Origin of the sequence: Lonepinella sp. BR2271 (assembly GCF_051851515.1) — a bacterium.
Lineage (GTDB): Bacteria > Pseudomonadota > Gammaproteobacteria > Enterobacterales > Pasteurellaceae > Lonepinella.
In genome coordinates, this window is record NZ_JBPDVF010000009.1 from 101,580 (window position 1) to 114,227 (window position 12,648).

Genomic DNA, 12,648 nt, shown 5'->3' on the forward strand with positions numbered 1-12,648 from the left:
TCACAATGAACAAAATCGACATCCGAGGGGCAAGAACCCATAATTTAAAAAATATTAATCTGACTATTCCACGGGATAAACTGATTGTCATTACGGGGTTATCTGGTTCGGGGAAATCCTCCCTAGCTTTTGATACGCTTTATGCAGAGGGACAACGCCGTTATGTGGAAAGCCTATCGGCTTATGCCCGTCAATTTTTATCCTTAATGGAAAAGCCTGATGTAGATAGCATTGAGGGGCTTTCGCCAGCGATTTCTATTGAGCAGAAATCCACTTCCCACAACCCCCGTTCTACGGTGGGGACAGTCACGGAAATTCACGATTATTTACGCTTATTATTTGCCCGTGTCGGTGAACCTCGCTGCCCAACCCATAACGAACCGCTGACAGCGCAAACTATTTCGCAAATGGTGGACAAGGTGTTGAGCTTGCCCGAGGAAAGCAAAATGATGTTGCTCGCCCCTGTGGTGCGAAACCGCAAAGGGGAACATGTTAAATTGCTCGATCAAATTGCGGCACAAGGCTATATTCGAGCCAGAATTGACGGTGAGATTTGTGATTTATCGGATCCGCCAACCTTAGAATTACAGAAGAAACATACGATTGAAGTGGTTATCGACCGTTTTAAAGTCCGAGCAGATTTAGCCACTCGCTTGGCAGAGTCTTTTGAAACGGCACTGGAACTATCAGGCGGTGTTGCCGTTGTGGCCAGTATGGATGACGATAACGCCGAAGAACTGGTATTCTCGGCCAATTTTGCCTGTACACATTGTGGTTATTCCGTGCCAGAATTAGAACCGCGGTTATTTTCTTTCAATAATCCAGCGGGGGCTTGCCCAACTTGTGATGGTTTGGGCGTGCAACAATTTTTTGATGAAAAAAGGGTGGTACAAAATCCGTCTATTTCCTTGGCAGGCGGAGCAGTGAAAGGCTGGGATCGCCGTAACTTCTATTATTATCAAATGCTCACCTCTTTGGCGAAACATTATCATTTCGACGTGGAAATGCCGTTTGAAAAATTGCCTAAAAAAGTACGTGATATTGTGTTGCATGGCTCTGGCAAAGAAGAAGTTGAGTTCACGTATTTAAATGATCGTGGTGATACGGTGGTTCGCCGTCATGCCTTTGAGGGTATTTTAAACAATATGGCACGCCGTTATAAAGAAACGGAATCCATGTCAGTACGAGAAGAATTGGCGAAAAATATCAGTACACGTCCTTGTGTGGATTGTTGCGGATCCCGTTTACGCCCTGAGGCTCGTCATGTTTATATCGGACAAACTAACTTGCCTGATGTGTCAGAGATGAGTATTGGCGAGGCCTTGGCCTTTTTCGAGAAAATGGCGTTAGTCGGGCAAAAAGCCCAAATTGCCGAGAAAATTCTCAAAGAAATCAAAGAACGCTTGTCTTTCTTAGTCAATGTTGGCTTAAATTATCTTTCCCTTTCCCGTTCCGCTGAAACCCTGTCAGGCGGTGAGGCCCAACGGATCCGTTTGGCCAGTCAAATCGGTGCAGGTTTAGTGGGCGTGATGTATGTGTTAGATGAACCCTCTATCGGTTTGCATCAACGAGATAATGAACGCTTGCTTAATACCTTGATTCATTTACGAAATTTAGGTAACACGGTGATCGTAGTGGAACATGACGAAGATGCGATTCGGGCGGCGGATCATATTATTGATATTGGCCCCGGCGCAGGTGTTCACGGCGGTGAAGTGATTGCGCAAGGCACCGCCCAAGAAATTATGGCGAATCCGAATTCCATTACAGGGAAATATTTATCGGGAACGGAAACGATCGAAATTCCGAAAAAACGCACCGCACTTGATCCCGATAAGCTCCTCCGTTTAAACGGTGCGACGGGCAATAACCTAAAATCGGTGAATTTAGAAATTCCCGTTGGCTTGTTTACTTGTATCACAGGCGTGTCTGGTTCGGGTAAATCCACCTTGATTAACGATACCTTGTTCCCATTGGCACAAAATGCGTTAAATCGGGCAGATAATATTCATTTTGCCCCTTATGAATCCATTGATGGTTTGCAGTATTTCGATAAAGTGATCGATATTAACCAAAGCCCGATTGGACGTACCCCACGTTCAAACCCAGCGACTTATACGGGGTTATTTACCCCTATTCGTGAGCTTTTTGCGGGCGTACCCGAGGCCCGAGCAAGGGGCTATAACGTGGGGCGTTTTAGCTTTAACGTACGAGGTGGACGCTGCGAGGCCTGTCAAGGGGATGGTGTGTTAAAAGTGGAAATGCACTTCTTGCCGGATGTCTATGTGCCATGCGATCACTGCAAAGGCAAACGTTACAACCGTGAAACCTTGGAAATTCGTTATAAAGGCAAAACCATTCATCAAGTGTTGGATATGACGGTGGAAGAGGCTCGGGAATTTTTTGACGCTATTCCAGTGATTGCTCGCAAATTGCAAACGTTGATGGATGTGGGATTGTCTTACATTCGCTTAGGGCAATCTTCTACTACCTTATCAGGTGGTGAGGCTCAACGAGTGAAGTTAGCCACTGAATTGTCTAAGCGAGATACAGGCAAAACCTTGTATATTTTGGATGAACCCACTACGGGCTTGCATTTTGCTGACATCAAACAGTTGTTGGAAGTCCTACACCGCTTACGTGATCAAGGCAATACGATTGTGGTGATTGAGCATAATTTAGACGTGATCAAAACGGCTGACTGGATTGTGGATCTCGGGCCTGAGGGCGGTAGTGGTGGCGGTGAGATTATCGCTGTGGGGACACCAGAGCAAGTGGCGAAAGACAAAAAATCCCATACGGCGAGATTTTTGAAAGATATTTTGAAAACTGCCTAGTGATAATAAATAAACTGGTTAGTAAAAAAGGGATTAAAATCAAATTTTAATCCCTTTTTAAGATTACATATTAGATTAATTCTAACGCTTTCTGCACAATATGCTCTGCCGTTAAACCATATTCTTGCATTAAAAAATCCTGTGTTCCCACTTGTCCATAACGCTGTTGAATCCCGATTCTTCGCATTGGTGTTGGACAATGTTCTGCCAATACTTCTGCGACCGCTGAACCTAATCCATTGGTAATGCTATGGTTTTCGCAAGTGATAATTTTACCTGTACGTTTGGCACAATCAATCACACAATTCACATCTAGCGGTTTTAAGGTGAACATATCCACCACCGTGGCTTCAATGCCTTGTTCTGCCAATTTATCGGCGGCATCTAAGGCTTCGGCGACCATAATGCCATTGGCAATGAGCGTAATATCCTTGCCTTGGCGTAACACTTTGGCTTTGCCGATAGTAAATTGTTCATCCTCTGCATAGAGTTTGACTGCTTGTTTACGAATCGTACGTACCCAATAAAAGCCGTTTAAATCCATTAATTGATTAATGATAGCTTTCATCATTGTGCCGTCTGACACTTCCAATACGGTGGAATGAGCCAAACCACGCACAATGCCCATATCTTCAAAAGACATATGTGTACCGCCATTATGCACCGCAGTTACCCCTGCATCCGAAGCAATCACTTTGACATTGGCTTTTTGATAATCCAACGCCATAAATAATTGATCAAAACAACGGCGACTGGCGAATGCGGTAAAGCTATGCACAAAGGGGATCATACCTGCTAAGGATAATCCTGCTGCCATACCGACTACATTGGCTTCCATAATACCGCAGTTAATCACCTGATTTGGCAAGATTTTTTGCACTTTATCCATTGTCATACAACTCATCAAATCCGCTTCTAATTGCACGATATTGGGATTTTTTTGCATGGCATTGAGCATGGTTTCCGCATAAATTTTCCGCATTTCTTGCGGATCTTTTTCTCGCTTACTCATCGGCTCATCTCCAACTGTTGAATGGCATTTTCAATTTCCGCCCGACTTTGTTGATCTAAACGCAAATGGTGGCAATTTGGCAAATTCTCCAAATAAGGTACACCTTGCCCTTTTTTGCTGTCTAAAATCAAGGCTAATGGTCGATCCGTTTTTTGTGTTAGCACTTGATAAAGTCGTTCAATATCCGTCCCTTTTACGGTTTCCACGGCAAACCCAAAACTACGGAATTTTGCTTCCAAATCAAAGGGATTGATAATGTCACAAAGCGAACCATCTAACTGTTGTTTGTTGTAATCGACAATGACGGTTAAATTGGTTAACTTACGGTGAGCGATAAATTGAAAGGCTTCCCAGCATTGCCCTTCGTTGAGTTCGCCATCCCCCACAATACAAAATGTGCGGTTTGGTAGTTGACGTAATTGGTGCGATAAGGCAATACCTGTGGCAATGGAAATCCCTTGCCCGAGCGATCCTGTGGTGGCATCGACTCCAAGAGTTTTTAAGCGATCAGGGTGGCTCGGAAAATTGGTGCCGTTTTGGTTTAAGGTCAATAAATCCTGTGCAGGGAAATAGCCTTTCAATGCCAATGTGGCATAAAGGGCAGGACCGCCGTGTCCTTTGGATAGCACGAAATAGTCCCGTTCTTGCCAATCAGGGCGTTTTGGATCAATTTTCATCACGCCACCATAGAGTACTGCTAACACATCTGCAATGGATAGACTACCGCCGAAATGCCCGAAACCAAGATGCGTGAGTGATTTAAGCAAGGCGATGCGAATGTCTTTCGCCAACGCCTGCATTGCTTGCGTGTTCATTTACGCTCCTTTTTTGCTGGGTTTGACAGCATAGTTGTACGCCACCAACGCCACAAAGATCGCCACAATCACGCCCATAATCATTTCTTTAGACAAATATTGTGCCATATAGCCTAACAAAATACCGACCCCACCGAAGTCTGCATCACTGAACGTGGTGTTGGCAAAGCCGAGATTGCCTAATACTGGCAATAAGAATACAGGCAAGAACGTAATCAATAAACCGTGTGCAAATGCTCCAAGCACAGCCCCCCGTCTGCCCCCGGTGGCATTACCAAATACGCCTGCAGTTGCACCACAGAAGAAGTGTGGTACGACACCAGGTAAAATCAACACCCAATTCAATTGACCTAACAACGCCAAGCCGACAATACCGCCTACAAAGCTAGAAAGGAAACCGATTAACACCGCATTCGGGGCATAAGGGAACACAATCGGACAGTCCAACGCTGGACGTGCATCGGGAACGAGTTTTTCAGAGAACCCTGTAAAGGCTGGCACGATTTCCGCTAAAATTAAGCGAACCCCTTGTAAGATAATGTAAACACCAGCGGCAAAGGTAATGGCTTGAATAGTGGAGTACACTAAGAAATGTTGACCGCCACTTAAGTTTTGTTCCACATATTGACTGCCTGCAGAAATCGCTAAAATGAAATAAATGACCAACATTGTCAATGAGATAGAAATGGAACTATCACGCAAGAAACTCAAGTTTTTCGGTAAATTCATTTCTTCCGTCGATTTGGAATTTTTGCCCACTGCTTGACCAATCACCGCAGATAAGAAATAACCGAGCGAGCCGAAATGCCCAAAGCCCACATCATTGCTGCCCGTCACTTTTTGCATATAACGGTGCATTAAAGCAGGGAAGAACGCCATCACCAATCCTAACGCCAATGAGCCAACAAACACCAGTTGCACGCCTTCAAAACCCACCACGGTTAAGATAATACCGATCATACAAGCCATATAGAATGTGTGATGACCTGTTAAGAAGATAAATTTTAACCGCGTAAAGCGAGCCACGATAATATTTGCCGCCATACCAAACGCCATAATTAACGCTGTCGCTGTACCGTATTTTTCAATCGCCATTGACACAATGGCCTCGTTGTTTGGAATAATGCCTTGCACATTAAAGGCGTATTCAAACATACCGCCAAGTGGGGCGAGAGATCCCATTAACACAGTGGCACCGCCACCCAAAACTAAGAAACCTAAAATCGTTTTTACGGTGCCTTTAATAATATCAGGCGCAGATTTTTTCTGAGCGATTAAACCGACCAAGGCAATCAAACCCACCAATACAGAGGGTACTTTAAGAATATCTAAAACAAAAAAGAGTACGCTGTCCATCATAACCTCCTAACGGTTAAAATATGCGGTTAATTTTTCTTCAAATTCGTTTAATCCCACGATATTTTTTACAACGATAATCCGTTCGGGATCAATACTACTGCTGGCGGCAATATCACTTGCCATCACAAATACATCGGCATCATTCGGGGTGACCGAAGATAAATCCGTATGATTCACCTCCGCTTCAATACCTAATTTTGCCAACACTTTTTTGATGTTCATTTCCATCATAAAACTGCTGCCCAACCCTGAGCCACAGACTGCCATTATTCTCATAGGAAACTCCTTAGTTAATAAAAATCAGTGTCACTATATAATTCAATGTTAACGCTATCAATAAGCAAATTTCAAAATTGTGATAGCGTTAACATTTTTTCTTAAATTTATGTTCAAAAATGTGATCTTGATCACAAAATATCAGTAAGAAAAAAATGAATTTCAGCAAAATCGATGGCTTTTCTGTATAATACCCAAGACAAAATTAGGGTAATAACATGGCAGAAATAACAAGATCACGTAAAACAACAGGAAAAGTCACTTTAGCCGATGTGGCAAAAGTCGTGGGTGTCGGGCAGATGACAGTTTCACGAGCGTTACGTCAGCCAACGTTGGTTTCTGAGGAAATGCGTGAGAAAATTGAGCAAGCCGTGCAACAACTGGGCTATGTGCCGAACTTTGCCGCTCGCCAATTAGCCTCTGCCACCTCTCGTAATTTGGTTGTGGTGACGCATTCCTTGATTTCTCGTGAAAATGCCTTGATTTTATCCGCACTTCAAGAAAATATTCGTGATTTAGATGTGCAATTAGTGATTCTGATTGCAGATAATAAACACTGGCTACGAGAGTTAATTAATCATTCTCCGTTAGCGATTGTGTTGCTGAATTTAACTTGCCCAGACAATGCTAAGGAATGGATTACACAAAGTGGCATGCCTTGTTTAGAAATTGGTTCTATCCAACAAGATCCCTTGCATATTAATGTCGGTATTGATAGCAAACAAGCCATGAAAAAAATGGTGACTTTCTTGGTTGAAAAAGGCTATCAAGAAATTGCGTTGTTATCAGCAACCCAAGAACTGGCTATTTTTCAGCAATACCTTGCCAGTTGGCACACGACGCTGTTAGCCAAACATATCAACCCCCATTTAATGTTGCACAGTGCTGAACCGATTTCATTTTCCGCAGGAGGAAAATTATTCAGCGAATCCTTGTTGTTATGGGGAAAAATTGATGCCTTAGTCTTTGTGTCGGATGAATTGGCTTGTGGCGCCCTATATGAGGCACAACGACGTCATATCTCCGTACCACAAGATATTGCTATTGCCAGTCTTGGTGGGCTAGACGTGGGAACGGTATCTTATCCAAGACTTACGACGATTTCGATTCCTTATGAACAAATTGGCTATCAGGCAGGTAAAATGCTTAAACGTTTATTACAGGATGATGTGCCGAGTTCTCAGACAAAAGTGATTGAAATACCAACAAAATTGGCGGTAAGAGAGAGCTGTTAATATTGTCTCTCGATCCCATCGTAAAATCATTCTTTAATGAGATTCATACCTCAAAAGCCCAAAAGATGATTTAATTCTGTCTTTATACTAATTTTCACTGTAATTACTGTCGATTTTTTGGTACATTACGCATAATTTTTCTATCTCTTATTTAACGAACATTTTATTAGCGGAATTCTTATGTTATTCAAAAAAATTCGGGGATTATTCTCCAACGATCTCTCTATTGACTTAGGGACAGCCAACACTTTAATTTATGTGAAAGATCAAGGGATTGTACTTGATGAACCCTCTGTGGTGGCTATTCGTCAAGGGCGTGCGGGGCAGCGTAGTATTGCGGCAGTGGGTAAAGATGCCAAAATGATGCTCGGTCGTACTTCAAACAATATTGAAGCCATTCGCCCAATGAAAGACGGTGTGATTGCGGATTTCTTTGTGACTGAAAAAATGTTGCAATATTTCATCAAACAGGTGCATAGCGGTAACTTTTTACGTCCAAGCCCACGTGTATTAATTTGTGTGCCAGCCGGAGCAACCCAAGTAGAGCGTCGTGCGATTAAAGAATCGGCTATCGGTGCCGGTGCGAGAGAAGTGTATTTAATTGAAGAACCGATGGCGGCAGCGATTGGTGCGGGTTTACCTGTATCTACACCAACGGGATCAATGGTGATCGATATTGGTGGTGGTACCACTGAAATTGCGGTCATTGCGTTGAATGGTTTAGCCTATTCTTCTTCCGTGCGTATTGGGGGGGATAAATTTGATGAGGCGATTATTTCTTACGTGCGTAAAACCTTTGGTTCAATCATTGGTGAGGCGACAGCAGAGCGTATCAAGCATGAAATTGGGGCGGCCTATATTGAATCGGATGCTGATGTGTTGGAATTGGAAGTGCATGGTTTAAATCTTTCTGAGGGCGTGCCTCGTCCATTCACGTTGACTTCTCGTGATGTGTTAGAGGCGATTAGCCAACCGTTAAAAGGGATTATTGATGCCATTCGTTCGGCCTTGGAAGAATGTAAGCCTGAACATGCTGCCGATATTTATGAATACGGTATTGTGTTAACGGGTGGTGGCGCCTTATTGCGTAATATTTCGCATTTAGTCAGTAAAGAAACGGGCGTGCGTGTGGTGGTGGCCGATAATCCATTAACTTGCGTGGCCTTAGGCGGCGGCGAGGCCTTGCATATGATCGATATGCACGGTGGCGATATTTTTAGTGATGATATTTAATAACCTGTGATAAAAAAAGTGCGGTGATAAATTTTCCATTTTTGCACCGCACTTTTTGCTTTGTATTGGACTGGCAATGAAACCTATTTTTGGAAAAGCTCCTCCCCTTGGACTGCGTTTATTTTTCGCCGTGATGGCCTCTATTGCGCTGATTCTGTCAGATGGGCAAAGTCACGCTATGATTAAAGTGCGTAGTGCCATGGAAACCTTGGTGGGCGGCTTATATTATTTAGCCAACACCCCTCATACGGTGCTAGATAGTGTTTCAGATAATTTAATTGATACCAATAAATTACAAATTGAGAATCGAGTTTTAAAAGATCAATTACGAGAAAAGAATGCGGATTTGTTATTATTGGATCAGTTAAAAGTGGAGAATCAACGCTTGCGTTTATTGCTTAATTCGCCCTTACGCACGGATGAATACAAAAAAATTGCCGAAATATTAACCGCAGAAAGTGATACTTATCGTCAGCAAGTAGTGATTAATCAAGGACGTGGTGCGGGTGTGTATGCCGGTCAGCCGGTGATTGATGAACGTGGCGTGGTGGGGCAAATTATTTCCGCCGGTGAAGACACCTCTCGTGTGCTATTGTTGACGGATGTCACGCATTCTATTCCTGTGCAAGTGTTGCGTAATGATGTGCGAACCATTGCCAGTGGCACGGGCCGAGCGGATGAACTGAGTTTGGATAATGTGCCACGTTCGGTCGATATTGTGAAAGGCGACTTGTTAGTCACCTCGGGTTTGGGCGGACGTTTTCCCGAGGGGTATCCCGTTGCGGTGGTGGACAAAGTTTCTCGTGATGGTTCCAATTATTTTGCCACGATCAGTGCCAAACCCTTGGCCTCATTGGAGCGTTTACGCTATGTGTTGTTAGTTTGGTCCAGTGCGGAAGATATGCACAAAGTGCAAGCCTCATCACCAGAAGAAGTGCGCAATGCGGTACAACAACGATTACGCAATATACCACAGAAAAAAGAAAAACCGCTTGAAGAACAAGAACAAGCAGCCCCCCATGCAACGGAAGAAAATGGCACGGAAACCTTACCTGTGGAAATGAACTCAAATGATACGCAACCAGATCCAGAGTTAAAAGAACATCGGGAGGAAGATTAATGAATACCCGTTTTATCATGCAAGTGATGACGTTGCTATGTATTTTTGTGGTGGCATTGGTGTTGGAAATTGCCCCTTGGCCGGCCGGTTTTCAGAGCTTTAAACCTGCTTGGCTAGTATTAGTCTTAACTTACTGGTCATTATCCATCCCCGAAAAAGTCAGCATTGGATCGGCTTTTGTGTTAGGGGTCATTTGGGATTTAGTGCTGGGTTCGGTGATGGGTATACATGCCTTGGTTCTCTCGGTTTTTATGTATGTAGTAGCTAAAAATCATGCGTTACTCAGAAATTTATCCCTGTTACAGCAGAGCTTGTTGATCGTGCTATTGGTGTACTGCATTCGATTAGGTATTTTCGTGATTGAGCGCTTAATTCACAATGCCACTTTCCAATGGCAAGAAATTTTTGGTGCCTTAATCAGCGGACTACTTTGGCCTTGGGTGTTTTTATTATTACGTAAAATTCGCCTGAAATTACAAATTAATGAATAGCCGTAAAATGGGATAAGGTAAAATTTATCCTATTTTTTAGCCTATTTCATCGAAATGTATTGGCAAAATAAACAAAACTCGCTTAGAATTCCCGTTAACCCATAAAAATAGATAACTGAGAGGAAACCCCACGATGTCAAGACCACTTAATTTTGTCATGATTTCTCCCCATTTTCCCACTAACTTCGAAACCTTTGCGGTGCGAATGAAAGAAAAAGGGATTAATACCTTAGGGATTGCAGATACCCCTTATGAACAACTGAGCGAAAACTTACGTAATTCGTTAACCGAATATTATCGTGTGGATAATATGGAAGATTACGATCAGGTGTATCGTGCCGTTGGCCATTTTGCGCATAAATATGGTCGTATTGATCGGGTTGAATCCCATAATGAATATTGGCTCGAATTGGATGCCAAATTGCGCACCGATTTTAATGTGTTTGGTTATAAAAATGACGATATGCTTGCCATTAAAACCAAAGCACAAATGAAAGAAGTGTTCCGTAAAACAGGGCTAAAAGTGGCGAAAGGACAAGTGTTCCATGACGATGATGAGGCCCGTAAACTCGCTAAGAAACTGAAATTTCCAGTGATTATTAAACCTAACTCTGGTGTTGGGGCGAGTGATACCTATAAAATCAAAAGTGCGGAGGAATTAGAGGCATTTTTTGGTTACAAAAATTCGCATGTTGAATATATTATGGAAGAATTCATTGATGGCGACATTGTGACCTTTGATGGATTAACCGATCACGAGGGAAATATCGTGTTCTATGCGAGCTTGGAATATTCTGAGGCGGTATTAGACACGGTCGAAAAAGATGGCGATATGTTCTACTATGTGCCACGTGAGATTGCTCCAGAATTAATTGCCTTAGGCAAACAATGCGTTGAGGCTTTCGGTGTGCGTGAGCGTTTCTTCCATTTTGAATTTTTCCGCACTAAAAAAACCGGTGAATTCTTACCATTAGAAATCAATTGTCGCCCACCGGGTGGATTAACTATTGACATGTGGAATTACGCCAATGATTTTGATGTGTTCGCCGAATATGCCAATGTGGTGAAAGAAAATAAATTCCACAGCCACATTACTCACCCTTGGAATGTAGTCTATATTTCACGCAAAGCGAACCAAAACTATGCGCACAGCATTGAGCAAGTGTGTGAAAAATTTGCGCAAAATATTATTAGCGTGCAAACTGTACCCGGTGTATTTGCCAAAATCATGGGCGAACATGGTATTTTAGCCCGTGCCGACAGCATTGAAAAAATGCGTGAAATCGTGCAATTTGCACATCAAAAACAATAAGACAGGAATAACAATATGCACTTTGAAAGAAGAAGTCAGTGGAGTGGGGAATTAGGCCGTGAAATGCACTTTAATGTGTATGGGCATGCGGGTAAACCCGTGATTGTGTTCCCGTCCTCTGGTGGTAACCAAAATGAATACGGCAATTTTGGCATGATTGATGCTTGCCGTTCATTTATTGAGCGTGGCTTAATTAAATTCTATACCCCAGATTCCTATGATAGCGAATCTTGGTTGGCTACATGGAAAAGCGGGCATGATATGGCGTTAGCGCATAATGCTTACGATCGTTATATTGTACATGAATTAGTACCGTTAATTCGTCACGAATCCCAATGGAATGGCACCATGATTGCCACGGGTTGCAGTATGGGCGCTTTCCATACCATTAACTTTGCGTTACGTCATCCTGATTTATTTGATACGGCCATTGCCTTAAGTGGCGTATATGATGCCCGTTTCTTTACCGGTGATTTTGGTAATGATCAAGCGGTGTATTTCAATTCGCCGATTGATTATATATCTAACCAACATGATGAATGGTTCCTTGAGCGTTACCGCCAAAACCACTATTTAGTGGCCGTGGGGCAGGGTGCATGGGAAGAACAGCACATTGCGGATTCTAAACGTTTACAGCAAGTTTTCGAAAACAAAGGCATTCAGGCTTGGTTCGATTTCTGGGGCGGTGATGTGGATCATGACTGGCCTTGGTGGCGAGTTCAAATGCCATTCTTCTTAGGTAAGCTAGAAGAACAAGGGATTATTTAATCCTAAAGCAAATCCAAAAGCGCAAAACTGCGGTGATTTTGATCTGACCCCAAAAAGTTAGACACTTACATCAAGGACTGACGACGATATTGTATCGGACTCAGTCCTTTTAATTTTAACTGAATACGCTCTTTATTGTAATAGTGAACATACTCATCAATCATTATTTTAATTTCATCAACGGTCTTAA

12 protein-coding genes are annotated in these 12,648 nt (G+C 42.9%); 7 read left to right on the plus strand and 5 right to left on the minus strand.

Annotation, left to right across the window (positions count from 1 at the left end; translation table 11 throughout):
• The first annotated feature begins 5 nt into the window (after positions 1–5).
• Positions 6–2,837 carry an excinuclease ABC subunit UvrA gene (uvrA, locus tag ACTG7X_RS08395; RefSeq protein WP_439258041.1) on the plus strand — a complete coding sequence of 944 codons (2,832 nt, stop codon included), beginning with the start codon at positions 6–8 and terminating at the stop codon, positions 2,835–2,837.
• 70 nt (positions 2,838–2,907) lie between these two features.
• Here uvrA and ACTG7X_RS08400 read toward each other — a convergent pair whose 3' ends face one another.
• The 4 genes from ACTG7X_RS08400 to ACTG7X_RS08415 are packed head-to-tail and all read right to left on the minus strand — an operon-like array spanning position 2,908 to position 6,299.
• Positions 2,908–3,849 carry a transketolase family protein gene (locus ACTG7X_RS08400; protein WP_439258042.1) on the minus strand — a complete coding sequence of 314 codons (942 nt, stop codon included), beginning with the start codon at positions 3,847–3,849 and terminating at the stop codon, positions 2,908–2,910.
• Positions 3,846–4,664, minus strand: a complete 819-nt coding sequence (locus ACTG7X_RS08405) for a transketolase (RefSeq protein ID WP_439258043.1) — start codon at positions 4,662–4,664, stop codon at positions 3,846–3,848. The genes ACTG7X_RS08400 and ACTG7X_RS08405 overlap by 4 nt, the downstream gene beginning before the upstream one ends.
• Positions 4,665–6,020, minus strand: coding sequence for a PTS ascorbate transporter subunit IIC (locus ACTG7X_RS08410; RefSeq protein WP_439242752.1), 1,356 nt, complete (start codon positions 6,018–6,020; stop codon positions 4,665–4,667). It lies immediately after the preceding gene.
• Positions 6,021–6,029: 9 nt separating this feature from the next.
• Entirely contained in the window at positions 6,030–6,299 is a 270-nt protein-coding gene (locus ACTG7X_RS08415; protein ID WP_439258044.1) for a PTS sugar transporter subunit IIB, read from the minus strand.
• Positions 6,300–6,517: 218 nt separating this feature from the next.
• Here ACTG7X_RS08415 and ACTG7X_RS08420 point away from each other — a divergent pair, with 218 nt between their 5' ends.
• The 6 genes from ACTG7X_RS08420 (at position 6,518) to ACTG7X_RS08445 (ending at position 12,458) form a co-directional block, all read left to right on the plus strand.
• On the plus strand, positions 6,518–7,534 hold the full coding sequence (locus ACTG7X_RS08420) for a LacI family DNA-binding transcriptional regulator (RefSeq protein WP_439258045.1): 1,017 nt from the start codon (positions 6,518–6,520) through the stop codon (positions 7,532–7,534).
• Positions 7,535–7,714: 180 nt separating this feature from the next.
• Entirely contained in the window at positions 7,715–8,767 is a 1,053-nt protein-coding gene (locus ACTG7X_RS08425) for a rod shape-determining protein (protein WP_439242758.1), read from the plus strand.
• A gap of 76 nt (positions 8,768–8,843) precedes the next feature.
• Positions 8,844–9,887, plus strand: a complete 1,044-nt coding sequence (gene mreC, locus ACTG7X_RS08430) for a rod shape-determining protein MreC (RefSeq protein WP_439258046.1) — start codon at positions 8,844–8,846, stop codon at positions 9,885–9,887.
• Positions 9,887–10,378: a rod shape-determining protein MreD gene (gene mreD / locus ACTG7X_RS08435; RefSeq protein WP_439242762.1), complete on the plus strand. Its 492-nt coding sequence runs from the start codon at positions 9,887–9,889 to the stop codon at positions 10,376–10,378. The genes mreC and mreD overlap by 1 nt, the downstream gene beginning before the upstream one ends.
• A 133-nt stretch (positions 10,379–10,511) precedes the next feature.
• Positions 10,512–11,690, plus strand: a complete 1,179-nt coding sequence (locus ACTG7X_RS08440) for an ATP-grasp domain-containing protein (protein WP_439242764.1) — start codon at positions 10,512–10,514, stop codon at positions 11,688–11,690.
• Positions 11,691–11,705: 15 nt separating this feature from the next.
• Positions 11,706–12,458: an esterase family protein gene (locus tag ACTG7X_RS08445; protein ID WP_439258047.1), complete on the plus strand. Its 753-nt coding sequence runs from the start codon at positions 11,706–11,708 to the stop codon at positions 12,456–12,458.
• 65 nt (positions 12,459–12,523) lie between these two features.
• On the opposite strand, the gene ACTG7X_RS08450 is transcribed toward ACTG7X_RS08445, so the two are convergent.
• The coding region (locus tag ACTG7X_RS08450; RefSeq protein ID WP_439258049.1) for an IS3 family transposase at positions 12,524–12,648 on the minus strand (125 nt) is incomplete at its 5' end.

What these genes read in the sequence shown, in the direction of transcription:
- ACTG7X_RS08420 (WP_439258045.1), top strand. Translation starts at nt 6,518, where the DNA reads ATGGCAGAAATAACAAGATCACGTAAAACAACAGGAAAAGTCACTTTA.
- mreD (WP_439242762.1), top strand. Translation starts at nt 9,887, where the DNA reads ATGAATACCCGTTTTATCATGCAAGTGATGACGTTGCTATGTATTTTT.
- uvrA (WP_439258041.1), top strand. Translation starts at nt 6, where the DNA reads ATGAACAAAATCGACATCCGAGGGGCAAGAACCCATAATTTAAAAAAT.
- ACTG7X_RS08405 (WP_439258043.1), bottom strand. Translation starts at nt 4,664, where the DNA reads ATGAACACGCAAGCAATGCAGGCGTTGGCGAAAGACATTCGCATCGCC.
- ACTG7X_RS08400 (WP_439258042.1), bottom strand. Translation starts at nt 3,849, where the DNA reads ATGAGTAAGCGAGAAAAAGATCCGCAAGAAATGCGGAAAATTTATGCG.
- ACTG7X_RS08445 (WP_439258047.1), top strand. Translation starts at nt 11,706, where the DNA reads ATGCACTTTGAAAGAAGAAGTCAGTGGAGTGGGGAATTAGGCCGTGAA.
- ACTG7X_RS08425 (WP_439242758.1), top strand. Translation starts at nt 7,715, where the DNA reads ATGTTATTCAAAAAAATTCGGGGATTATTCTCCAACGATCTCTCTATT.
- mreC (WP_439258046.1), top strand. Translation starts at nt 8,844, where the DNA reads ATGAAACCTATTTTTGGAAAAGCTCCTCCCCTTGGACTGCGTTTATTT.
- ACTG7X_RS08410 (WP_439242752.1), bottom strand. Translation starts at nt 6,020, where the DNA reads ATGGACAGCGTACTCTTTTTTGTTTTAGATATTCTTAAAGTACCCTCT.
- ACTG7X_RS08415 (WP_439258044.1), bottom strand. Translation starts at nt 6,299, where the DNA reads ATGAGAATAATGGCAGTCTGTGGCTCAGGGTTGGGCAGCAGTTTTATG.
- ACTG7X_RS08440 (WP_439242764.1), top strand. Translation starts at nt 10,512, where the DNA reads ATGTCAAGACCACTTAATTTTGTCATGATTTCTCCCCATTTTCCCACT.